Below are 21,081 nucleotides of genomic sequence, written 5' to 3' on the forward strand. Positions count from 1 at the left end.
GACAGTTCTTGGCTTTCCGGGACGGGGTGGCATGTCAAGAGTGGCCGCAGGCCATCGCGAAGCGACGCGACCGCAGGGAGCGCTCTTGACAGGACACCCCGGCACGGGAAGACAGTGGAACTGACGGGCAGCCCCCGGAGCATCACCGACCCCGAAGCTCGAAACCCCGCCCCCCTCGCGGCGAAGCCGCGACCGGTTACGCGGCCGGGTGGGCCACGAATGCAACCTCTTCGTGGTCATGGCCGAGGTCGATGGTCAAGGATGCGTCCAGTGCGTGGGCGAGGCGGCGCAGCAGGGGCAGCGTGGGGACGGCGTCGGCCCCTTCCACGCGGGACACCTTCGCCTGGGTGAGCCCCGCCCGCTCGGCCAGCTGAGCCTGGGACAGGCCGAGTGCCTTGCGTCGGTCGTACACGGCCTTGGCGAACGCCATCGCGAGGCGGATCTCCGCCCGCTCGGCCTCGATCTCGGCCGGCTCGGCGTACTCCCGCAAGGCCTTTCGTTCGCGGGCCGACTTCCAGCGGCTGTGGTTCATGACGCGTCCCCTTCCTCGCCGCGGCTGTACGTGGAGTGGGCCGGGGCGTGCTCCCGTGCGCACACGATACGGGCCGCCACCGCGCGTTCCACTTGGTCCGGTTCGTGCATGCGCGTCTTGCGGAATACGGTCAGCAACACGATTCTGCGCCCCGGCGCAAACCAGTAGGTGATCCGGGTGGCCACGCCATCGAGCGTGGGTCGCAGCTCGTACACGCCATCTCTCAGCGGACGGGCGAAGGGCATCGGGGTCAGCGGCCCGTGGGCTGCCAGCAGCTCGGCGTACTCCTCGACCTTCCGGTAGTGCTTACCGGGCAGCAGGTCCAGCCAGATGCGCACGGCGGGCTCCACCTCGATTACGTGCAGATCCTCGTCCATGCGACGCACCGTATTATGTTGTCGACGACATAATACGGTGCGTCGGGTCGTTGCGCCCCATCGAGGGGCAGGGCTGTCTGCGTTGACGGCGGGCCGGGTGGTTGACTTCTGGCATGACTGACGTGTTCATCAAGATCTGTGGGTTGCGGACCGCGGCCGATGTCGATGTGGCCGTGGGGGCCGGGGTCGATGCCATCGGGTTCGTTTTCGCCGCGGGCAGTCCGCGTACGGTCGATGCCGCCACGGCCCGTGAGCTGGTTGCCCGGGTTCCGGCTGAGGTGCTGACCGTGGGGGTGTTCCGGGGGCAGTCGGTGGACGAGGTGCGGCGGTTCGCCGAGGAGAGCGGCGTGCGGGGCGTGCAGTTGCACGGTGAGGAAGGGCCCGAGGACTTCGCGGCCCTGCGGGCCGAGGGGCGGACGCTGCTGCGGGCCACCTCCCGGCAGGTCGCGGACTGCGGGGAGTACGGGGAGGACCTGCTCCTGCTCGACGCTCCGGACCCCGGCTCCGGGAAGCCGTGGAACTGGGGGTCGCAGGAGTTCACCGCTCCCCGGGGCCGGTGGCTGCTGGCGGGCGGGCTGGCGCCGGGCACCGTGCGGGAGGCCGTGCTGACCACCGGGGCCTGGGGAGTCGACGTATCCAGTGGCGTGGAACGGGAGCGCGGGGTGAAGTCGCCCGAGCTGATCCGTGCCTTCGTGAAGGCGGCCCGCTCGGCGCGCGGGCAGTAAGTGGGTCTGTCGCCTTACGTGTTGATGTGATTACTCTGAGCGAGAATTCGGGTGTCGGCGCGGCGCTGGGTGGGCAGACCGAAGTCATGGTCTCGGACATGCTCGAACGACTGCGGCGGTTGACTCCGTTCCTGCCGCGCCCGCGCCGTGCTCCCGTCTTCACCGCCGACTTCACCTCGCCCACCCAGTGGGTCGCCGGCCGCTCGTGGGCCTATCCCGACGGCGGCCCGGTCAATCCGGGCGACAACAAGCTGGACCACCTCGTCGCCGACCCCGCCTACAGCCGGGGAGGGGTGTTCCGGGCGACGCTGCGCCCCGACGGCGACTGGGACAGCGGGCTGCTCACCACCGAGGGCAGCGACGAGGGCTTCATGGTGCGCACCGGTGACGTGCTGGAGGCCCGGGTGAAGCTGCCGGTGGGCCGGGGCGCGTGGCCCGCGATCTGGACCTGGCGGGACGGCGGGCAGGAGATCGACGTCTTCGAGTACCACCCCGACAATCCCGATCTGCTGGAGCTGTCGAACCACGTCCGTGAGGCCCACCGCTACTACCGCGATCCGGCGATCCGGCCGGGCGAGTGGGTCGACCTCAAGGTCGAGTTCGGCAGGTACTCGGCCGTCTGGTGGGTCAACGGCGCGCGCGTCTTCAGTGACGGCCGGGGCGTGGGCCGCTCCTGGCACGCCTACCTCATCGTCAACCTCTCGGTCTCGGCCGGCCGCTACCACCCGGCTCCCGAGCCGGGGGTGACGGAGCTGTCGTACGAGGTCGCGTCGCTCCAGGTGTACCGGCGCTAGTGCCGGAGGAAAGGGGTCCGCGATGACCGTGGCCATGGCCGGGCCCGGCCGGAACGCGGATGGCGTCACGTGGGAGTACCTGCTGCGGAGCTGGCGCGGCCTGGACGTGCCGGAGGGCTGGCGCGCCGAGATCGACGGTGGTCGGATCGTCTTGGCGCCACCGCCGCACCGCCGCCATCACGGGATCGCGGCCCGGGTGCAGCGCGCGCTGTACGGCGCGCTGCCGGAGGCGTGGGGGGTCTACCAGAGGCTCGGCATCCACATCGCTTCGCTGGACAAGCTCTACATGCCGGACCTGGTGGTCGTGCCGTCCGTCCTGGTCGAGGACGTGCAGGCCGAGGTCTCTGACCCCGTCGACGCCGCCGAGGCGCTGCTTGTCGTGGAGATCACTTCGAAGAGCAACGCCGAGGACGACCGGAAGAAGAAGCTGTGGGCCTATGCCCACGCTCCCGTCCCGGTCTATCTGCTCATCGACCGCTTCGATGAGCACGGCCCCACGGCCACGCTGTTCACCGGGCCCCAGAACGGCGCGTACCGGCACGCGGACCGCGTGCCGTTCGGGGACGAGGTGGTGCTGCCGGAGCCGTTCGCTGTGACGCTGGATACGGCGGCCTTCCCGCACTGAGTGCGGTCAGAGGGTGCTGACGAAGGCCGTCCAGGCGGGGGCGTCGAAGGCCAGGTGGGGGCCGTCGGGGCGCTTGGAGTCCCGGACCGGGACGATGTCCGGGTGGCCGTGGTCCTCGGCTACCTCTACGCAGTCACCTCCGTCGCCGCCGCTGTACGTGGACTTCCGCCACGTTGCCATTTCCAAGCAGTTGCCGCCATCGCCCGCGCTGTAGCTGGACTTGTGCCACTGGGCCGTCGAGATGTCGTACTCACGCGTGCTGGTCATGTTCGTAATCCTCCGCCACGGACTCGATCAGGGCCAGTGACTCGCGAGGCGACAACGCAGTGGCCGTGAGGAGATCGTAGGTCCGGGTGTGTTGGGCCACAGTAGCCGGATCGTCGAACAGCTGGCCCGTGCCCATACCTTGGACGTAGGCGAGCGGGGGCGCGTCCTTGAAGGTCATCAGCTTGAGAGAGCCCAACAGGCCGGCGTGGACACCCGCGCTGAACGGGAGCACCTGCACGATGATCCGGTGCGACCGGATGAGCGCCGCGATGTGACGCAGGTTCTCAGCCAGCACCGCCTTGTGGTCTCCCGTCCGGCGCAGAACTGCCTCATCGAGAACGCACCACAACAGCGGCGTTGTTGGATCCTTCAGCAGCGCTGCTCGTTCCAACCGATTCGCCACCAGTTCATCGATGTCCTCCTCCGTGGCCGTCGGCTGGTAGGCGCGGAAGACGGCTCGGGCGTAGCGCTCGGTCTGCAACAGGCCCGGGATGATCAGCGGCGCGTACTCCCGGATGTCCGTCGCCAATGCCTCCGCCTCGGCGGCCTCGGCGAAGTGATCCGGGTACTTCGACTTCGCCGCCGCCCCGCAGTTGCGGACGAAGAAGCCCCCCGTGTCCAGGATTTCGTCGATCCGGCGGGCGATGTCGAGGTGCATCCGCCGGGTGCCCGCCTCCAGTTGGCCGATGAAGGAGCCGCTGACGAAGAGGGGTTCGCCCAGTTCGGCCTGGGTGAGGCCCGCGCGTTCGCGCGCTACGCGCAGTTCCGCGCCGAGCAGGGCGCGGGGTGAGGAGGAGGGGTCGAGGTGCTTTCGTGCCATGGCAACTCCCTGGGCAACACGTGCCGTTGTTGCGGTGTCCGCATTGAAAGGCTAGCGAGCGGGTCGCCACTCTGTGTGGGGAAAGTGATTACTCAGAGCGAAAGGTGACATGTCATGGTGATGACCCCCAAGGAGCGGCGCCAGGCGGCGGAGGAGGCCGTGGGGCAGCTCAAGGAGGCGCTGGACGGCGTCGGGGTGGTGTTCCCCTCGCTCGGGGTGGACGTGGTGTCGGCGGCTGGGACGTACGGGCTTCCGCTCGTGGACCTGGGGCGGTGCAACCTGGACACCGCGATGCGGCTGGCAGCGGTGCTCCACGAGCGGGCTCACCCGTGACCGCCTACGCTGAAAACTCGGGTTTGTCCTCGTATGGCAGGAGTCCGGCCATGACGCACTCGCACTCGTCCAGTCGGTTGCGCAGGGGGGCCGTGACCGTCGTCGCGGTCGGGACGCTATTGGTGCCGGTCGCGGGTGGGGCCGCCTTCGCGCAGGGCGCGTCCGTACCGGCCGTCTCCGCCGCGACCGATCCACCGGTCGCACCCGGGACCGTACGGGACCTCACGCCCGCCGTGGCGCGGCAGCTGGACGCGGCCGTGCAGCAGGTCCTGCGCGACGCGAAGGTGCCCGGGGTGAGCGTGGGGATCTGGACGCCGGACAAGGGCGAGTACGTACGGTCCTTCGGGGTCGCCGACAAGGCCAACGGCCAGAAGATGACGCCGGACCTCTATACGCGCATCGGCAGCGAGACCAAGACCTTCACGGTGACGGCGCTGCTCCAGCTCGTGGACCAGGGCAAGGCGGGACTGGACGATCCCATCGGGAAGTTCATCGACGGGGTGCCGAACGGGGACCGGATCACCCTGCGCCAGCTGGCCGAGATGCGCAGCGGGCTCTTCAACTACTCGGCGGACCCGGGCTTCTACAAGGCGCTGACCTCGAATCCCGACAGGCCGTTCACGCCGCAGCAGCTGCTCGACTACTCCTTCAAGCACCCCGTGCTGTTCGAGCCGGGAGCGCGGTTCTTCTACTGCAACACCAACCTCATCCTGCTCGGCCTGGTGGTCGAGAAGCTGAGCGGACAGCAGCTCGCGGACTACGTGCACGAGCACATCACCGTCCCGGCGGGGATGGACAAGACGCTCTTCCCGAAGGGCGCGGAGTTCCCGGAGCCGCACGCGCAGGGCTACACCGAGCAGACGGCCAGCGGGAAGCTGGAGGACTCGGCCGACTGGAACCCGTCGTGGGGGTGGGCGGCCGGGGCGATGATCTCGACCCTGGACGACCTGCGCATATGGGCGCCCACCGTGGCGACGGGCGTGCTGCCCGACGGGAAGCCGCTGATCAGCGCCGCCACGCAGAAGGAGCGGCTGGACACGGTGAAGACGACCATCCCGGGCGCCGGTTACGGCCTCGGCATCTTCCGGGTGCAGGGGTGGATCGGGCACAACGGTTCGCTGCCGGGATATGAGTCGCTGACCATGTACCTGCCGGAGGCGAAGGCGACCCTCGTCGTGGTGCTGAACACCGACGTCGACTACAAGGGCGCGGAGCCCACCACGGTCTTCGGGGAGGCGATCACGAAGATCGTCTCGCCTGGGAACGTGTTCAACCTGCCCGCGCAGGCCGCGGCCCGCTGACGGGGCCGCGCCCGCGGGCGGCCGTTACGACATCGCCGGTTCCTGTGCGGGGACCGGCGAAGCCGTGGAGGCAGCGGTGGCGGCCGGGTCCGCTTCCGGGTTGGTGTTCAGGTCCGCCAGCATCTGCCGGGTGAAGCCGAAGAAGTAGGTGGCGAGGAAGCCGGTCGCGTAACCGACGGCCAGGCCGCCCGCGTAGACGGCGACGGTCGCGCCGAGCCCGGCCTTGCCGCCCAGCAGCGGGAACAGGGCCCAGCCCGAGGGGCCGATGGCGGTCGAACCGAAGGCCACGCCCAGCTGGTTGAAGAGGCCGACGAAGGCCCCGCCCGCCGCGCCGCCGACGCAGGCGGTGACGAAGGGGCGGCCCAGCGGCAGCGAGACGCCGTAGATCAGCGGTTCGCCGACGCCGAGGAAACCGGCGGGGAGCGCGGACTTGATGGTGCGGCGCAGCGAACCGTTGCGCGGGAGGCGGTAGTAGACCGCGATGGCAGCGCCGACCTGGCCGGCGCCCGCCATGGCGAGGATGGGGAGCAGGACGGTGTAGCCGGTCTGCTCGATCAGGGTGGTGTGGATCGGGATCAGGGCCTGGTGGAGGCCGAGCATGACCAGGGGGAGGAAGAGCCCGCCGAGGACCAGACCGGCGAAGGCGCCGCCGGTGGCGAGGATCCAGGTGGCGAAGGTGCCGATGGCGTGCGAGGCCTCACCGGCGAGGAACATCAGGCCGAAGATCGTGACCAGGCCGGAGACCAGCACGGTGATGGTGGGGGTGACCAGGACGTCGAGGGCTTCGGGGACCAGGCGGCGGCACCACTTCTCGACGTGCACGGCGAGCAGCGCGGCGGCGAGGGCGCCGAGCACGCCGCCCTGGCCGGGGGAGAGCTGCTGACCGAACACGTCGATCTTCGCGACGCCGGGGAAGACGATGATCGCGGCGACGGCGCCGCCGAGGATGGGCGTGCCGCCGAACTCCTTGGCCGTGTTGTAGCCGACGAAGACCGCGATCAGCGACATGAAGCCGGAGGCCATCGCGGCGAGCGCGGGGACGAGGGCGGGCAGCCAGCCGGCGTTGGTCAGCAGGCCGTTCAGGCCCGCGATGATGCCGCAGCCGATGAGGGCCGGGATCAGCGGGACGAAGATGTTCGCGACGCGGCGCAGGAAGAGTTTGACGGGGGTGGAGTTCTTCGCCTTCTGCGCTTGCCGGAGGGCGGCGCCCCGGGCGGCGAGCGCGTCGGCAGTCACCGCGTCGGCGGGCGCCGGGGCGTGGTCGGCCGCCGGGGCGGCGGCGGGCGCGGGGGCGGCGGCGGGCGCGGGCGCGGCGGCGCGTTCCTCGGCGACGAGGGCTTCCAGTTCGGGGGTGACGCGGGCGACGGTGCCCGGGCCGAGGACGATCTGGTAGGTGTCGTCTTCGACGACGCCCAGGACGGCTGGCAGGGCCTTGAGGGCCTCGTCCCGGACCAGGGCGCGGTCGCGCAGGCCGATGCGCAGGCGGGTCATGCAGTGGGCGATCGAGGTGATGTTGTCGGAGCCGCCGACCAGCGGAAGGATCGTGGCGGCGGTGGCGCGGTTCTTGTCTGTGGACACGGTGCGGGTCGTCCCTCGGTGGTGGGTGGTCGGGGTGGCGGGGCCGGCGAGGTCAGGTGACGGGGGCGGGGGCCGGGGCGGCCGTGGGCGGGGCGGCCGCCAGGGCCTCGCGGAGGTGGCCGTGGGACGACTTCAGCAGGGCGGCGGCCCGGGGGGCGTCGACCGCGCCGAGGATGACCAGGATGGCGTGCTTGACCTCGCCGTCCGTGGCGGTGAGCGCGGCCTCGATCTCCTCGTCGGGGGCGCCGGTGGCCAGGGCCACGATGCGGTGGGAGCGGGCGCGCAGCTTCTCGTTGGAGGCGCGCAGGTCGACCATCAGGTTCCCGTAGGTCTTGCCGAGCCGGATCATCACGATGGTCGAGACGAGGTTCAGGACCAGCTTCTGCGCGGTGCCCGCCTTGAGGCGGGTGGATCCGGTGAGCAGTTCGGGGCCGACGACGACCTCGACGGGGTGGTCGGCGGCCGCGCCGAGCGCGGAACCGGCGTTGCAGGACAGGCCGACGCTGAGGGCGCCGCGGGTACGGGCGAACTCGACGGCGCCGATCGCGTACGGGGTGCGCCCGGAGGCCGAGATGCCGATGACCGTGTCGTCGGCGGTCAGGTCGAGGGCGGTGAGGTCGGCCACCGCCAGGTCCGCGGAGTCCTCGGCGCCCTCGACGGCGCGGACCATGGCGGAGGGGCCGCCCGCGATCAGGCCGACGACCTGGCCGGGGTCGGTGTTGAAGGTGGGCGGGCACTCGCTCGCGTCCAGGACGCCCATCCGGCCCGCCGTGCCCGCGCCCGCGTAGATCAGCCGTCCGCCCCGGGCCATGCGCTCGGCGATGGCGTCGATGGCGGCGGCGATGCGCGGCAGCTGCCCGGCGACGGCAGTGGGGACGGTGGCGTCCTCGGCGTTCATGGTGAGGGCGATGTCGAGGGTCGGGAGCTGGTCGATGTCGGCCAGCTCGGGGCGGAACGCCTCGGTGGTGAGGGTCTCCAGCTGGGCGCGCAGGGCGGCGTGGGCGGCGGTGACGGCCGGGTCGGTGGTCATGGCGGAGGGCTCCTAGGGGGCGGTGCCGGGGGTGCGGGGCGTACGGGCGGCGCTCCGGGCCGGGGTGCTGCTGCCGGTGCGCGGGGCGGCGGGCGCGGAGGCGCGGTGGCGGGGCGCGAGGGCTTCGTAGGAGGCGGCCAGGGCGGGGGCGGCCGTCGCGAAGGAGCGCTGCGCGACGCCGACGAAGAGGCAGTCGACGACGAGCAGCTGGCCGGTGCGGCTGGACATGGCCGCCGGGCGCAGCTCGGTCTCCCGGGCGGCGGAGGTGGCGAGCACGAGGTCGGCGTAGCGGGCGACGGGACCGCCGGGGCGGCCCGTTATGGCGATGGTGGTCGCGCCGCGCTCGAAGGCGTGGCGCAGCGGCTCGATCACGTCGCCGGTGGAACCGGAATGCGTGATCGCGATGGCGACGTCCCCGGGGCGCAGCAGGACCGCGTTGGTGATGGCCAGGTGCGGGTCGCCGTGCGCGTGGGCGATGAGGCCGATGCGGAGCAGCTTCTGCGCGAGGTCCTGGGCGACGAGGGCGGAGGCGCCGACGCCGTAGAGGTCTGTGCGGCGGGCGCCCGCGAGCGCGGTGACGGCCGCCTCCAGCTGGGCGTGGTCCAGGCCCGCGGCGGTCTCGGCGAGGGTGCGCTGCTCCTCGTGGGCCAGCTTGGCGACGACGTCGGCGATCGGGTCGTCGACGGCTATGTCGGCGGTGAGGGCGGGGGAGGTGCCGGACTCCTGGCGGGCGGCGATGGCGGCGAGGGCCAGGCGCAGGTCCCGGTAGCCGGGGTAGCCGAGGAGGCGGGCGGTGCGGACCACGGTGGCCTCGCTGGTGCCGGTACGGGCGGCCAGGGCGGTGACGGTGAGCTGCGAGCAGTCCGCCGGGTCGGCGGCGACGGCCTCGGCGACGATCTGCATGGAGCGGGTCATCGAGGGGCCGAGCGTGCGGATCTTGGCGCGCAGGGTCTCGGGGCCGGGGCCGGGGCCGGGGCCGGGGCCGGGTGCGGGGCCGCGGCCGGGGGTGGCCGCTCCGGCGGACGCGCTGAAAGTTTCCTTCTCGGTTTCGCTCACCTCTGAAAGATATTTTCAGGCGGTTCCGGGCGTCAAGGACCCGTGCGGCCGCTCCTCCGGGGGACCTTCGCCACTTCGCGTGCCGCGGGTCCACAATGACTCGTATGGACCACGCGACCCCTCTGGAGCAGGCGCTGCACGCCGCTCGCGCTCTCGTACTCGCCGACCTCATCGCGGGTGAGGTCGCGGACGCCGACGTCGTCTCCCTCGTCGAGGACTCGGTCGTGCACCGCCGTTGGTGGGCGGAGCAGTGGCCGGAGGGCGCCGGCTACCTCGCCGGGCTCGTCGCCCAGGACGTGCAGGACGCGCTCCTGGAGAAGTACGGGCGCTGGCCGCTCTGCCCGGTCTGCTCGCACGCCGATCTCCACGCGCTCGACGTGGACCCGGAGTTGGGGCCCGATCCGCACTGGGTGTGCGGGAAGCAGGGCGTGAAGGTGGCCGCCGTGGGCGGCCTCGGACCCGTCCTCGGGCGCTAGGGGGCCGCGCGTGACCCTCTACATCGATCCGCCGACCTGGCCGGGGCACGGCCGGATGTGGTCGCACCTGGTCAGCGACGTCTCGTTCGAGGAGCTGCACGCCTTCGCGGCGGCCATCGGCTGTCCGGAGCGCGCCTTCGAGCGCGATCACTACGACGTCCCCTCGCACCGGTACGCGGACGCCGTGCGCGCGGGCGCGGTCGAGGTGGGCAGCAAGGAGATCGTCCGCCGGATCACGGCGGCGGGGCTGCGCCGCCCTAAGGGCCGCCCGGCCGCTCCGTAAGCCGCCGCCTGTGCATATGGCAAGGGCAAGATCGCGCCACGCGGCCGGTGACGCGGCGCGGAGGGCCTACGGGGCGCTATCCGGGCCCGGCGGGGCGGCCGGATGTGGCCGGTCGGGGCCCGGCAGGGCCGCCGAGGCCAAGTCCTCCGGGCGTGGGGGCCCGTAAACCTGCGGTGTCGGCGGCAGGAGAAGCTCCTGGCTGAAGCGGTGATTCCACTCGCGGGGGAGTCGCGAAGGCCGGTGCGGGCCCCGTTCTTGCGGCCGGGAGGGCCCTCTCCGCTCCTTCTTCCGGTTGGCCGAAAAAGCGCTCCCGGCGCAATGCTGTCGCAATGAAAGGTGTGGGGGGCAGGGACGAACACGTGCCTGCTGCACCGATCATTTGTTCGCTTCAACGAACCCTCTGGGGGACACATGCGCATCGAAATGATTCTCGCCAACGACGCTTCCGACCTGGACCTCGACCTCAGCATCTCCGAGGTGACCGACCAGACGCAGGAGTTCGGCGCCGGTACCTTCACCTCCCCGAGCAGCTACGCCATCGGCACCCGCTGCCCCACCTGCTGCTGACGCGGTAGACGTCCGATGTGAAGCGGGGCGGGCCGGTGCCCGCCCCGCTTCTCCGTACCGACACGGGGGATCAACGACGTGCGACCGGACCCGGAACCGGACCTGGCCTTCGAAGCGGACCTGTTCGAGGTGCGCGGGCCCGTGCTCGTGCGCATGGCGAGCACACCGCGCGCCGCCGCGGAAGCCCGGATCGACGCCGCCGACCCCGTCCCGGGCCTGCGCCGCCTCGCCGCCGATCCGTTCCTGCGCCAGGCCGTCGAGGTCGCCAGCGGCAGCCTCGCCCTCAGCCTCCGGCGCCTCGCCACCGACGAGGGCGCTGCCGCCCTCGGCCGCAAGCGGACCCTCAGCGCCGCCCGCACCCTCACCCGGTACGCCCGCCGGGCCGGCGGGCGCCCCACCCCCTTCGGCCTGTTCGCCGGCGTCACCACCGCCCGCTTCGGCGCCACCGCCGCGGCCGAGCTCACCGGCCCCCCGCAGGTGGCGGTCCGGCTCGACGGGGCCTGGCTGCACCGGCGGGTGCGCGACTGGCTCGCCGTGCCCGCCGTCCGCCGCCGGACCGACGTCGTCCTGAACGACCTGTGCGTGCGCCGGGACGGCCGCCTCCTGCGGCACACCGGTGAGCGCGAGGTCTCCGTCCAGGACAACGCGCTCGTCGCCGTCGTCCGCGAAGCCGCCGCCCGCCCGGTCCCGTACACCGCACTCCTCGACGCCCTCGTCGAGCGCTTCCCCACGGTCGGGACGGACCGGATCGACGGCCTGCTCGCCGGACTCGTCCAGCACGGTTTCCTGCTCACCTCCCTCACCCCGCACCGCATCGACGACTCGCTCCTCGACCGGATCGGGGCCGCCGTCGACGGAGCGGTGCCCGGCGCCGCCGAAGGGCTGCGCGCGGTCCGCGCCGCGGCCGCCGCGCACGAGGCGGACCCGCCCGGCGAGGGGCACGGCTCCTGGCGCGCCCTGCTGGACGCCGTACGCGCCCTGGACGGCGAGGGCGAGGAAGCCGCCGGGACGCGGCCGCCCGTCCACGTCGACCTGCGGATGCCCGCCGACCTCGTGCTGCCGGAGGCCGTCGGCGAGGAGGTGCGCCGCTACGCCGCCGCGATCTGGGCGATGACCCCGCAGTGGACCACCCTCGACCACATGCGGGACTACCGCGAGCGGTTCATCGAGCGCTACGGCACCGCCTGCGCGGTCCCGCTCGGCGACCTCGTCGACCCGCACCGGGGCCTCGGCCTGCCGCCCTCCTACGGCGCCCCCGCGCCCGCCCACCCGCGCACCGGCCCCGGCGAGGACGCCGACCGGCCGCGCCGCGCCGCGATCGCCGAACTCACCCAGCAAGCGGTCCTCGACGGCGGCGACATCGAACTCACCGACGCGGACGTGGCCCGGCTCGCCGCCGCCGTCGGACACGACCCCGCGGCCCGCGCCCCGCGCACCCTCGAACTCTGCTTCCAGATCCTGGCCGAGAGCCGGGAAGCCCTCGACCGGGGCGAGTTCACCCTCCTGGGCAGCCCGCACATCGGCTCCTGGACGGCCGGCGCGACCGCGGGCCGCTTCGCCGCCGTCGCCGGGCTCACCGCGGAACTGCGCGCACTGGCGGCGGGACCGGAAGCGGGACCCGGCGAGGGCCCGGGCGGCGCCGACGAGCCGCTCCTCGCGCAGGTCGACGTCATGCCTAACGACCCGCGCTCCCTGAACATCGTGCAGGTCCCGCCGCTGCTGGAGCACCGCATCCCCATCGGGGTCGCCGACGACCGCGGCGACCCGCGCTGCCTGGACTGGCGCACCCTGCTCGTCGCCGCCGGGGAGGACGGGCTGCGGCTGCTGCACGGACCCACCGGCCGCCCGGTCGTCCCCGTCTTCCCGCACATGCTGGCCCTCGACGCCCAGGCCCCGCCCGTCGCCCGCTTCCTCTCCGACCTGGCCGCGGCCCGCCCGCGGGTGTGGTCCGGCTGGGACTGGGCCGGGCTGGACGTGCTCCCGTACCTCCCCAGCGTCCGCTACGGGCGGGTGATCACCGCCCCGCGCCGCTGGCTCGCCGGGCGCAGGCTGATGGACGCGGCCCGCTCGCCGGACACCGCCGTGTGGGAGGAGGGGCTGCGCGCCTGGCGGCGCCGCGGCCGGGTGCCCGACCGGATCCAGATCGCCCGCAACGACCAGATGTTCCCCGTCGACCTGAGCGACCCCTGGGACCAGGGGCTGCTGCGCGCCGAACTGACCGCCCGCGAACCGAGGTTCCAGCTGTACGAGGACCTCACCGCCGGGGGCGCCGGGCTCGGCTGGAACTCCGGACACAGCACCGAGATCGTCGTCCCGCTGGTCCGGGCCGCCCGCGCCGCCGCACCCGCCGTGCCAGGAGAACCGGCGCCGCCCGCGCCGCTCGCCCGGTCCGCCGTCCGCACCGCGCCCACCGCCGTCCACCTGCCCGGCGAGGACTGGCTGTACCTCAAGCTGTACGCCGAAGCGGGCGTCCACGACGCGCTGCTCGCCGACCACCTCCCGCCGCTGCTCGCCGAGGTCGACGAGGACGTCGACCGCTGGTTCTTCCTGCGCTACCGCGACCCCGACCCGCACCTGCGGATCCGGCTGCACGGCGACCCGCAGGCGCTGCACGGCCGGGTGCTGCCCGCCGTCGCCCGGCACGTGCGCCGCCTGGTCGAGGCGGGCACCGTGAAGACCCTGCTGCTGGACAGCTACCGCCCCGAGACCGACCGCTACCTCGGGCCCGCCGCCCAGGAGGACGCCGAGGGGCTCTTCCTGACCGACAGCCAGTCCGCCGTCATCCAGCTGCGGGCCCGGCGCGCCGGAGCGGCCGCCGTCCCCGACGAGGTGTTCGCCGCCGCCGGGCACGCCGTCCTGCTGGACTCCCTCGGCGACTGGGACTGGTGCGCCTGGGCGGACCACATGTTCACCAAGGGCCCCGACCACGAGGTCTACCAGCGCCACCGCGCGCTCGCCGACGACCTGGTGCGCCCCGGCGACCTCCCCGGGGACACCGCGCGCCGGGCCGCCGAACGCCTCGGCATCCCCGCCCTCGCCGACCTGTGGACGAAGGCCCCCGAACCGCGCGCCTTCGGCGAGCGGGTGCTCGCCGCCTCCGAGGCCGACCGCGACGAAGCCGTCCTGTCGCTGCTGCACATGCGGCACAACCGGCTCTTCGGCATCGACCCGGCGGCGGAGGCCCGTGGCTACGCCGTCCTGCGCGGGGCCGCCCGCACCCGGATCGAGGGCCGCGCGCACGCGGCCCGGACGGCGCGCAGCGCCCCGACCACGACGATCAGGAGCGCCCGATGAACAGCGACGACCAGGCGCTCGGGACGTGCCACGACGAGGTGCCCCCGATGCACCCCGGCCAGGGCCCCGGCCCGGTGCGTCCGGCGACCGCCGAGCGGGACGGGCCGGCGGGCGCCGCCGACGGGACGACGACGCTGCGCCGGCGCGCGGGCGAGGTCTGCGCACAGGTCCTCGACCGGCTCGCCGACCCCGCCGCCACCATGGCCGCCACCCGGATCCCCGCCGAGGCCTCCGATGACGGCGAGCCCGAGGGGATCTGGGCCGAGCTGACCCTCGGCAGCGGCAGCCCGGGCCTGGCCATCGCCTTCAGCGGGGCGGCCCGCCCCACCGCCCTGCACGCGGCCCGCGCGCACGGCTACCTGGCCGTCGCCACCCGGGCCGCCGGCACCGGGGAGACCGTCCCGAGCGGCATCTTCAAGGGCCCCGGCGCCCTCGCCTTCGCCGTGCTGCTCGCCCACCGCGCCACCGGCGGCTACGTCTCCGCGCTCCAGCGGCTCGACGCCTACCAGCGCGACCTCGTGCGCACCGCGATGCCCGCCGTCCCGGAGAACTCCCCGCTGCCCACCATCGGGCACTACGAGGTGGTGCGCGGGATGACCGGCGTCGGCCGCTACCTGCTCGCCCGCGCCGACACCTGCGGGGAGGAGCTGGAGGCCGTACTGGCCTACCTGGTCCGGCTGTCCGTGGGCGAGGTGGAGCACCGCGGGCACCGGGTGCCGCGCTGGTGGGCGCTGGACGCGCCGCGGATCGGCACCGAGGCGACCCTGCCCGACGGCCACCTCAACCTCGGGATCTCGCACGGGGTGGCGGGACCGCTGGCCCTGATGTCGCTGGCCTGGAGCGCGGGCGTACGGGTCCCCGGGCAGCGGGAGGCCATCGAGTCGGCCGTCGCGCTGCTGACCAGGTGGGTGGTGCGCGACGGGCACGGGGCCTACTGGCCGCCGCACCTGAGCCTGGCCGACTACCTCGCCGGACCCGGGGCCTACACCCGGCCCGCGGGCTGGCCGTCCTGGTGCTACGGCGCCCCCGGCGTCTCGCGCGCGGTGCAGCTGGCCGGGCTGGCCTTGGACCGGGCGGACTGGGCGGCCACGGCACACGCCTCGCTGGAGCGGATGCTGACGCTGCCCCCGGAGCGGTGGGGGATCGAGGACAACGCGCTGTGCCACGGCTGGGCGGGCGCCCTGCACCAGCTCGGCCGCCTCGGCGAGCACCTCGCCGACCCGCGGATCGAGGCGGTCCGGGACGGGATCGCGGCCCGGCTCGTCGCCGACTTCGATCCGGAGCTGCCCTTCGGCTACCGCTTCACGATGACGAAGACGCCGTACGGAACGGACGTCTCGGGCTACCTGGACGGCGCCGCGGGCGTGGCGCTGGCGCTGGACGCCTACGCCGCCGGGGGCGCGCCCGCGGGGTGGGACATGCCGCTGCTGCTGTCCTAGACCGGCTGGTCTGCGGGGGCGGCGGCGGAGGCGTGCGACGAGGACGAGGTCACGACGCGGGTCGCGCGGGGCGGCGTATGGCGGTCCAGGCGCAGGGAGACGACGGCCAGGGCGATCGCGGTGACCGTCATGGCGGCGCCGGCCCAGGCGGTGGCGGCGAAGCCCCAGCCCGCGTCGATGACCGTACCGCCGAGCCAGGGGCCGCCTGTGTTGCCCAGGTTGAAGGCGGCCGTGGTGGTCGCCCCGGCCAGGGTCGGGGCGGCGCCCGCCACGTTGAACATGCGGGCGTTGAGCGCCGGCGCGGTGAAGAAGGCGGAGAAGCCCAGCAGGAACGCCAGCGCGATCGCGGCGGCCTGCGCGGAGGCCAGCAGGGCGAGCGCGGTCAGGAAGACGGTGGAGGCGCCGATCCCCCAGAGCAGCACCCCGAAGAGGTGCGCGTCGGCGACCCGGCCGCCGACCGTCGTACCGACGAGCGCGCCGATGCCGAAGAGGCCGAGGATCCAGGGGACCCAGGCCGCATCGAGTCCGGCGACGTCGGTGAGCAGCGGGGAGAGGTAGCTGAAGGCGCAGAAGACGCCGCCCGCGGCGAGCGCGGTGACGCCGATGGACAGCCACACCTGGCGGTCGCGGTAGATGCCCAGCTCGCGCCGCAGGCGGGGCTTCTCGGCGGGCAGCGGGATCGGCGGGATCAGCGCGAGGATGCCGACGAGGGCGACGGCGGAGGCGGCGCCGACCGACCAGAAGGCGGAGCGCCAGCCGAGGTGCTCGCCGAGGAAGGCGCCCGCCGGGACGCCGAGCACGTTCGCGATGGACAGGCCGCCGATCATGACGGCCATCGCGCGGGCCCGCTGGTGCCGCTCGACCATGGCGATCGCGACGGCCGCACCGACGGCCCAGAAGCCCGCGCAGGCCAGGGCCGAGACGATGCGGGAGGCGAAGAGCAGCTCGTACGTCGGGGCGAGGGCGCCCGCGACCTGGCCGAGGCCGAACAGGCCGATCAGGGAGATGAGGGTGGTGCGCCGGGGCAGCCGCAGGGTGGCCACGGCCAGCAGCGGGGCGCCCACCACCATTCCGATCGCGAAGGCGGATATGAGCAGGCCGGCCTGCGGGATGGTGACGCCCATGTCCTCGGCGATGGGTGGCAGCAGCCCGGACAGCATGAATTCGCTGGTGCCGAGGGCGAAGACGGAGAGGCCGAGGACGTAGACGGCGACGGGCATGCGGGTGCGTTCGGCTGCTGCGGGCATGTGTCGCACCAACGGCGGGGAACGGTTCAGCATTCCCGCGCGGATTGTTTTGTGAGGTTTTACTCGCTTCCGTCAGGCGGCTAGGCGGCTAGGAGGTCAGGCGGGCGGCTTCGGCGGCGAGGTTGGCGCGGGCCGGGGCCTCCCAGTGCGCCGCGCCGTACGGGGTGCGGAACAGCCGGGGCAGGGCGAGGAGCTGGCGCAGGACGGCGCCGCGCCCGGCCCGGAAGGCGTCGTCGGGGACGAAGCCGTACTCCTCGCGGACGGCGGCGGCGTAGGCGGCGTAGTCCTGCGGGGACCCGGCGAGGACCGCGAGGTCCGCGTCGCAGAGCACCTCGCCGTCGGTGTCGCCGGGGGCCGGGTCGTGGGTGACGGTGAGCCGGACGAGGCGGGCCACCTCGGCGGTGCGGGCGGCGCCGATGCCGAGTTCGGGCAGGGCGCGCTCGGCGAGGGCGGCGCTGCGCTCCTCGTTCTCGGAGCGGTCGGGGCGGTAGACGGCGTCGTGGAACCAGGCGGCGAGGCGGACCGCGACCGGGTCGGCGGCGTGCCCGGCGAGCGTGTCGACGTGGGCGAGTACGGCGGCCAGGTGCGCGGTGGAGTGGTAGCGGCGCTGGGGTTCGGCCCAGGCGGCCAGCAGCCGGTCGGCGTAGGGGCCGGGATCGCGGTCGGCGCCCGCCTCGGTGGCGGTCCGGTGCCAGGCGGCGCGCAGGCCCTCGGCGGCGCCGTGTGCGCGCTGCGGTGTGTCGGAGTCCATGCGCACATTGTGCGGGTGGCGTGATGGGTGCTGGTGGTGGGTGCCGGGAGGGCCGTACTCTGGATATTGGACTAGACCTATTTTCCATACCAGTCATACGAGCAGCAATCCGAAGGATGGGGTCAAATGAGCAACCGTGCGCTCCTGGAGGTGATCGCCCTCACCGCGGAGGACGCGGTCGCGGCCCAGGCCGGTGGGGCGGACCGTCTGGAACTGGTGACCGACATGGCCGCCGACGGCCTCACCCCGCCGCGCGAGACGTTCGCGGCGATCCGGGCTGCCGTGGACATCCCGCTGCGCGTGATGCTGCGGCTGGCGGACGGCTTCGCCGCGGGCGACGTCGGGGCGCTCGTCGAGAAGGCGCGGGAGCTGCGGGCGGAGGGGGCGCGGGAGTTCGTCCTCGGCTTCCTCCATGCGGACGGCACGCCGGACCTGGCGGCCATCGAGACCCTGGTCGCGGAGCTGGACGGCTGCCCCTGGACCTTCCACCGGGCCATCGACCGGGCCGCGGACCGGGACGGCCTGCGCAAGGCCCTCGCGGACCTGCCGGGCCTGGACACCTACCTGACGGCGGGCGCCGCCGAGGGCGTGGACGCCGGACTTGCGACCCTGCTGGCGGAAACCGCGCGACGGGGAGATCCGGGTTACGGGCCGCGGATCCTGGTCGGCGGGGGCCTCGGCCTGCACCACCTGCCGCGGCTGCGCGCCGCGGGCGCGGACGCCTTCCACATCGGCGGTGCGGCTCGCCCCGGCGGCTGGTCGACCCCGGTCGACGCGGCCGCGGTGGCCCGCTGGCGCACGGCCTTGTCCTGACCCGCGGGCCCGGGAGCGGTTAGCGCGACCGCGGCCGGCCGCCGCCTGCGCCCGTCCCACCCTCCGGGTGCGCCTCAATCGCCGGCGGGGCTGGGGGGTGGCGGGCCGCGTCCCCGGTGCCGCGGCCGTTCGCCCCTCCGGGTGCGCCTCAATCGCCGGCGGGGCTGGGGGTGCGTCGCCTCGGACGTCGGCGGTGCCGTGGGTGGGCCGCCTCGGACGCCGCTGGGGCCAGATCCAGCCCCGCCGGCGTTTGAGGCGCTCCCGGAGGGCAGCGGCGGCGCGGGCGATTACGGGCCTCAGGCCATCCCCGGGCACGCGGCCAAATCCAGCCTCGCCGGCGTTTGAGGCGCCCCCGGAGGGCGGCGGTGCCGCGGGCGGCTGCGGGGCCCTGGCCACGCTGGCACGGCCCCCGGCCCCGGGGCGGGTCAGGTCAGGGCGTCCGGCAGGGGGCCGGCGTGCAGCGCCGTCAGCCCCGATACGGCCCGCGTCAGGCAGACGTACAGGCGACGCAACCCGGTCCGCTCATCCGGCTCCCCCGCCACGATCGCCCCCGGCTCGTCCAGCACGACGTAGTCGTACTCCAGCCCCTTCGCCAGCGACGCCGGCACCAGCGTCAACCGCGACGCGGCAGTCGTCTCCTCCCCGGGCCCCAGATACGGCAGGCCAGCCGCCACCAGCGCCTCCCCCAGCCCCGCGATCCGCGCGTCCGCCGCGATCAGCCCGATGGACCCCTCGTGTGCGAGCGCGTCCCGGCAGGCCGCCACGACGGCCGCGGTCAGCTCCTGCGCCGACCCGGCCACCGCCCGTACCTCCAGCGACCCCGGCGCCTCCCGCACCGAGGACACGGGCGCCAGCCCGGGCGAGATCCGCGGCAGCAGCCGCGACGCGTACGCGATCACCTCGCGCGGCACGCGGAAACCGGCCGTCAGCTCCTCCAGCACCGCCTCCGGCTTGCCCAGGTGCCCGAGCGCCTCGGCCCAGCTCCGCGTGGCCCACGGCGTGGTCCCCTGGGCCAGGTCGCCCAGTACCGTCGCCGAGCCCGTCGTACAGCGCCGTCCGACCGCCCGGTACTGCATCGGCGACAGGTCCTGCGCCTCGTCGAGGACGACGTGGCCGAGCGAGTGCGTCCGCTCCACCAGGTCCGTCGCCTCGTCGATCAGCACCAGGTCGGCCGGCGACCACTTCGCGGCCTTCACGCTGCGGAACGGCTTCGGCCACAGCAGCAGCTTCTGCTCGTCCTCGGTGAGGATGCCTTCGGCGTGCTCCGCGAGGAACTCCGGCTCGGCGAGCAGCCGCAGCACCAGCTTCGCCGGGTCCACCGGCGGCCACATCTGCTTGACGGCCGCCTTGACGGCCGGGTTCCGGGCCACGGCGTCCTGCACGCGGTCGTCGGGGGCCTCGCCCGCCTGCTCCATGCGCACGAGCACGGTGTGCGCGATGCGCTGCGGGAGCGCGTCGCGGGCGGCGCCGTAGCGGATGTCGCGGTTCTGGAGCTCCTCGACGATCTCGGCGAGTTCGTACGCCGGGACCCGCCAGCGGCGCGATCCGCGGACCACCATCAGCGGCTCGGTCGGCAGCGTGACGTGTGACCGTACGGCCCGGCGCAGCACCTCCGCCATCCGGGCGTCGCCCTTGACCACGGCCGTCTCGGCCTGATCGGCGGCCCGCACCTCGGGCCCGCCCGGGCGCGCCACGAGGTCGTCCACCGTCGCCTGCTTGACCTCCAGCTCGCCCAGCGCGGGCAGGACCTGCTCGATGTAGTGGAGGAAGGAACGGTTCGGCCCGATGACGAGGGTGCCGGTCCGGGCGAGCCGGTCGCGGTGCGCGTAGAGGAGGTAGGCGACGCGGTGCAGGCCGACGGCCGTCTTCCCGGTGCCGGGCCCGCCCTGGACGCACACCGATCCGCCGAGGCCGGAACGCACGATTTCGTCCTGCTCCGGCTGGATCGTCGCGACGATGTCCCGCATCGGGCCGACGCGCGGCCGTTCGATCTCCTGCTGGAGCAGCTTGCTGACGGCGGACGCCTCGGCGGGGTCCAGGAGGTGTTCGTCCTCGTACGCCGTCAGCTCGCCCCCGGTGTAACCGAAGCGGCGGCGCAGCGCGATGTCCTGCGGGTCGGTCCTGGACGCGCGGTAGAAGGGCTGCGAGACGGGCGCGCGCCAGTCGATGACCATCGGGTCGCCGCCCGCGTCGTGCACGTGCCGGCGGCCGATGTAGAACTGCTCGCCCTCCGCGCCTTCGGCGAGGGACGCGCCGGGCGCGTGCAGGTAGGTGAGGCGGCCGAAGAAGAGGGGGGTGTGGGCCAGGTCCGCGAGGGCCTTGATGCGGTCGTCGATCTGGGCCTGGAGGACGACGGCGTTGACCCAGTTCGCGGTGACGTCGCGGATGTCGAGGGACTCGACGTCCTCGCGCATGGCGCGCAGCGCGGCGCGGGACGCCGCGAGGTGGGCCCGTTCCCGGGCGAGCGGACCGGCTGATTCGGAACCGGTTGGCCCGGAACCGGTTGACTCGGAACCGTCTGGACGGGCTACGGCACTGCCTGCGGACACGGAACTGCCTCCAGCTGCTGATCTCTGTGATCGGACCGTCCGGTTTCCGAGCGGACGGCGGCTCTCCCCGGCGGCGTGGTGGAGCGACGGCGGGAGGGGAGGCGGCAAGAGCGGAGAGTGTAGCCAGCGGCGCGGCGGCGCGCGAACGGATTTCGGGGCCGGGGCGGGGCGGGGCGGGAGCGGGGAGGGGGGAGAACGCTCCCGTGTCATACCTGAGAGTGTCA

At 73.8% G+C, this 21,081-nt stretch carries 21 protein-coding genes; 11 read left to right on the forward strand and 10 right to left on the reverse strand.

What is annotated here, in order from left to right; translation table 11 throughout:
* Positions 1–196 precede the first annotated feature (196 nt).
* Both ABZY31_RS19015 and ABZY31_RS19020 read right to left on the reverse strand, forming a co-directional pair.
* Positions 197–532 carry a helix-turn-helix transcriptional regulator gene (locus tag ABZY31_RS19015; RefSeq protein ID WP_356411777.1) on the reverse strand — a complete coding sequence of 112 codons (336 nt, stop codon included), beginning with the start codon at positions 530–532 and terminating at the stop codon, positions 197–199.
* A complete protein-coding gene (locus tag ABZY31_RS19020) occupies positions 529–909 on the reverse strand; it encodes a type II toxin-antitoxin system RelE/ParE family toxin (RefSeq protein ID WP_356411779.1) in 381 nt (126 codons plus the stop codon). The genes ABZY31_RS19015 and ABZY31_RS19020 overlap by 4 nt, the downstream gene beginning before the upstream one ends.
* A gap of 113 nt (positions 910–1,022) precedes the next feature.
* Between ABZY31_RS19020 and ABZY31_RS19025 the strand changes: the two genes are divergently transcribed.
* The 3 genes from ABZY31_RS19025 to ABZY31_RS19035 all read left to right on the forward strand — a co-directional run bounded on the left by ABZY31_RS19025 (position 1,023) and on the right by ABZY31_RS19035 (position 3,053).
* Entirely contained in the window at positions 1,023–1,634 is a 612-nt protein-coding gene (locus ABZY31_RS19025; protein ID WP_356411782.1) for a phosphoribosylanthranilate isomerase, read from the forward strand.
* Between the two features lie 98 nt (positions 1,635–1,732).
* Complete coding sequence (locus tag ABZY31_RS19030; protein ID WP_356412021.1) at positions 1,733–2,428, forward strand: beta-glucanase; 696 nt, start codon at positions 1,733–1,735, stop codon at positions 2,426–2,428.
* A gap of 22 nt (positions 2,429–2,450) precedes the next feature.
* Positions 2,451–3,053 carry a Uma2 family endonuclease gene (locus ABZY31_RS19035; RefSeq protein ID WP_356411785.1) on the forward strand — a complete coding sequence of 201 codons (603 nt, stop codon included), beginning with the start codon at positions 2,451–2,453 and terminating at the stop codon, positions 3,051–3,053.
* A 6-nt stretch (positions 3,054–3,059) separates the two neighbouring features.
* Here ABZY31_RS19035 and ABZY31_RS19040 read toward each other — a convergent pair whose 3' ends face one another.
* Both ABZY31_RS19040 and ABZY31_RS19045 read right to left on the reverse strand, forming a co-directional pair.
* Positions 3,060–3,320, reverse strand: a complete 261-nt coding sequence (locus ABZY31_RS19040; RefSeq protein WP_356411788.1) for a DUF397 domain-containing protein — start codon at positions 3,318–3,320, stop codon at positions 3,060–3,062.
* On the reverse strand, positions 3,304–4,140 hold the full coding sequence (locus ABZY31_RS19045) for a helix-turn-helix transcriptional regulator (RefSeq protein ID WP_356411791.1): 837 nt from the start codon (positions 4,138–4,140) through the stop codon (positions 3,304–3,306). Before ABZY31_RS19045 ends, ABZY31_RS19040 begins: the two co-directional genes overlap by 17 nt.
* A gap of 114 nt (positions 4,141–4,254) precedes the next feature.
* Here ABZY31_RS19045 and ABZY31_RS19050 point away from each other — a divergent pair, with 114 nt between their 5' ends.
* Positions 4,255–4,473 (forward strand): hypothetical protein, encoded by a 219-nt coding sequence (locus ABZY31_RS19050; RefSeq protein WP_356411794.1) that lies wholly within the window; start codon positions 4,255–4,257, stop codon positions 4,471–4,473.
* A gap of 50 nt (positions 4,474–4,523) precedes the next feature.
* Positions 4,524–5,774, forward strand: a complete 1,251-nt coding sequence (locus ABZY31_RS19055; RefSeq protein ID WP_356411797.1) for a serine hydrolase domain-containing protein — start codon at positions 4,524–4,526, stop codon at positions 5,772–5,774.
* A 24-nt stretch (positions 5,775–5,798) separates the two neighbouring features.
* Here the strand turns inward: ABZY31_RS19055 and ABZY31_RS19060 are convergent, their stop codons facing one another.
* The 3 genes from ABZY31_RS19060 to ABZY31_RS19070 are packed head-to-tail and all read right to left on the reverse strand — an operon-like array spanning position 5,799 to position 9,438.
* Positions 5,799–7,352, reverse strand: coding sequence for a PTS transporter subunit EIIC (locus ABZY31_RS19060; protein WP_356411800.1), 1,554 nt, complete (start codon positions 7,350–7,352; stop codon positions 5,799–5,801).
* A gap of 52 nt (positions 7,353–7,404) precedes the next feature.
* Positions 7,405–8,382, reverse strand: a complete 978-nt coding sequence (gene murQ, locus ABZY31_RS19065) for an N-acetylmuramic acid 6-phosphate etherase (protein ID WP_356411803.1) — start codon at positions 8,380–8,382, stop codon at positions 7,405–7,407.
* Between the two features lie 12 nt (positions 8,383–8,394).
* Positions 8,395–9,438 carry a MurR/RpiR family transcriptional regulator gene (locus tag ABZY31_RS19070; protein ID WP_356411805.1) on the reverse strand — a complete coding sequence of 348 codons (1,044 nt, stop codon included), beginning with the start codon at positions 9,436–9,438 and terminating at the stop codon, positions 8,395–8,397.
* Between the two features lie 104 nt (positions 9,439–9,542).
* On the opposite strand from ABZY31_RS19070, the gene ABZY31_RS19075 reads away from it, so the two are divergent.
* From ABZY31_RS19075 to ABZY31_RS19095, 5 genes are all read left to right on the forward strand, one after another.
* Positions 9,543–9,914 (forward strand): hypothetical protein, encoded by a 372-nt coding sequence (locus ABZY31_RS19075; RefSeq protein ID WP_356411808.1) that lies wholly within the window; start codon positions 9,543–9,545, stop codon positions 9,912–9,914.
* A 10-nt stretch (positions 9,915–9,924) separates the two neighbouring features.
* Positions 9,925–10,197: a DUF4031 domain-containing protein gene (locus ABZY31_RS19080; RefSeq protein WP_356411810.1), complete on the forward strand. Its 273-nt coding sequence runs from the start codon at positions 9,925–9,927 to the stop codon at positions 10,195–10,197.
* 411 nt (positions 10,198–10,608) lie between these two features.
* Positions 10,609–10,764 carry an SCO0268 family class II lanthipeptide gene (gene lanA, locus ABZY31_RS19085; protein WP_356411813.1) on the forward strand — a complete coding sequence of 52 codons (156 nt, stop codon included), beginning with the start codon at positions 10,609–10,611 and terminating at the stop codon, positions 10,762–10,764.
* A gap of 153 nt (positions 10,765–10,917) precedes the next feature.
* Complete coding sequence (locus ABZY31_RS19090) at positions 10,918–14,058, forward strand: lantibiotic dehydratase (protein WP_356412023.1); 3,141 nt, start codon at positions 10,918–10,920, stop codon at positions 14,056–14,058.
* Positions 14,055–15,497, forward strand: a complete 1,443-nt coding sequence (locus tag ABZY31_RS19095; protein WP_356411815.1) for a lanthionine synthetase C family protein — start codon at positions 14,055–14,057, stop codon at positions 15,495–15,497. Before ABZY31_RS19090 ends, ABZY31_RS19095 begins: the two co-directional genes overlap by 4 nt.
* Here the strand turns inward: ABZY31_RS19095 and ABZY31_RS19100 are convergent.
* Both ABZY31_RS19100 and ABZY31_RS19105 read right to left on the reverse strand, forming a co-directional pair.
* Positions 15,494–16,717: a Cmx/CmrA family chloramphenicol efflux MFS transporter gene (locus ABZY31_RS19100; RefSeq protein WP_356412025.1), complete on the reverse strand. Its 1,224-nt coding sequence runs from the start codon at positions 16,715–16,717 to the stop codon at positions 15,494–15,496. The two genes, ABZY31_RS19095 and ABZY31_RS19100, sit on opposite strands and share 4 nt — an antisense overlap.
* Before the next feature lie 115 nt (positions 16,718–16,832).
* Entirely contained in the window at positions 16,833–17,495 is a 663-nt protein-coding gene (locus ABZY31_RS19105) for a hypothetical protein (RefSeq protein ID WP_356411818.1), read from the reverse strand.
* 126 nt (positions 17,496–17,621) lie between these two features.
* Between ABZY31_RS19105 and ABZY31_RS19110 the strand changes: the two genes are divergently transcribed.
* Complete coding sequence (locus ABZY31_RS19110) at positions 17,622–18,308, forward strand: copper homeostasis protein CutC (RefSeq protein ID WP_356411820.1); 687 nt, start codon at positions 17,622–17,624, stop codon at positions 18,306–18,308.
* A 425-nt stretch (positions 18,309–18,733) separates the two neighbouring features.
* Here ABZY31_RS19110 and ABZY31_RS19115 read toward each other — a convergent pair whose 3' ends face one another.
* Positions 18,734–20,722, reverse strand: a complete 1,989-nt coding sequence (locus ABZY31_RS19115; RefSeq protein ID WP_356411823.1) for an AAA family ATPase — start codon at positions 20,720–20,722, stop codon at positions 18,734–18,736.
* Between the last annotated feature and the right edge of the window lie 359 nt (positions 20,723–21,081).

It is taken from the genome of Streptomyces sp. NPDC006529, from assembly GCF_040611795.1.
In the GTDB taxonomy this organism is placed as follows: Bacteria; Actinomycetota; Actinomycetes; order Streptomycetales; family Streptomycetaceae; genus Streptomyces.

Excerpts from the sequence above, each read along its gene's own strand:
- ABZY31_RS19015 (WP_356411777.1), bottom strand. The coding sequence starts at position 532 with ATGAACCACAGCCGCTGGAAGTCGGCCCGCGAACGAAAGGCCTTGCGG.
- ABZY31_RS19020 (WP_356411779.1), bottom strand. The coding sequence starts at position 909 with ATGGACGAGGATCTGCACGTAATCGAGGTGGAGCCCGCCGTGCGCATC.
- ABZY31_RS19025 (WP_356411782.1), top strand. The coding sequence starts at position 1,023 with ATGACTGACGTGTTCATCAAGATCTGTGGGTTGCGGACCGCGGCCGAT.
- ABZY31_RS19030 (WP_356412021.1), top strand. The coding sequence starts at position 1,733 with ATGCTCGAACGACTGCGGCGGTTGACTCCGTTCCTGCCGCGCCCGCGC.
- ABZY31_RS19035 (WP_356411785.1), top strand. The coding sequence starts at position 2,451 with ATGACCGTGGCCATGGCCGGGCCCGGCCGGAACGCGGATGGCGTCACG.
- ABZY31_RS19040 (WP_356411788.1), bottom strand. The coding sequence starts at position 3,320 with ATGACCAGCACGCGTGAGTACGACATCTCGACGGCCCAGTGGCACAAG.
- ABZY31_RS19045 (WP_356411791.1), bottom strand. The coding sequence starts at position 4,140 with ATGGCACGAAAGCACCTCGACCCCTCCTCCTCACCCCGCGCCCTGCTC.
- ABZY31_RS19050 (WP_356411794.1), top strand. The coding sequence starts at position 4,255 with ATGGTGATGACCCCCAAGGAGCGGCGCCAGGCGGCGGAGGAGGCCGTG.
- ABZY31_RS19055 (WP_356411797.1), top strand. The coding sequence starts at position 4,524 with ATGACGCACTCGCACTCGTCCAGTCGGTTGCGCAGGGGGGCCGTGACC.
- murQ (WP_356411803.1), bottom strand. The coding sequence starts at position 8,382 with ATGACCACCGACCCGGCCGTCACCGCCGCCCACGCCGCCCTGCGCGCC.
- ABZY31_RS19075 (WP_356411808.1), top strand. The coding sequence starts at position 9,543 with ATGGACCACGCGACCCCTCTGGAGCAGGCGCTGCACGCCGCTCGCGCT.
- lanA (WP_356411813.1), top strand. The coding sequence starts at position 10,609 with ATGCGCATCGAAATGATTCTCGCCAACGACGCTTCCGACCTGGACCTC.
- ABZY31_RS19090 (WP_356412023.1), top strand. The coding sequence starts at position 10,918 with ATGGCGAGCACACCGCGCGCCGCCGCGGAAGCCCGGATCGACGCCGCC.
- ABZY31_RS19095 (WP_356411815.1), top strand. The coding sequence starts at position 14,055 with ATGAACAGCGACGACCAGGCGCTCGGGACGTGCCACGACGAGGTGCCC.
- ABZY31_RS19100 (WP_356412025.1), bottom strand. The coding sequence starts at position 16,717 with ATGCCCGTCGCCGTCTACGTCCTCGGCCTCTCCGTCTTCGCCCTCGGC.
- ABZY31_RS19105 (WP_356411818.1), bottom strand. The coding sequence starts at position 17,495 with ATGGACTCCGACACACCGCAGCGCGCACACGGCGCCGCCGAGGGCCTG.
- ABZY31_RS19110 (WP_356411820.1), top strand. The coding sequence starts at position 17,622 with ATGAGCAACCGTGCGCTCCTGGAGGTGATCGCCCTCACCGCGGAGGAC.
- ABZY31_RS19115 (WP_356411823.1), bottom strand. The coding sequence starts at position 20,722 with ATGCGCGAGGACGTCGAGTCCCTCGACATCCGCGACGTCACCGCGAAC.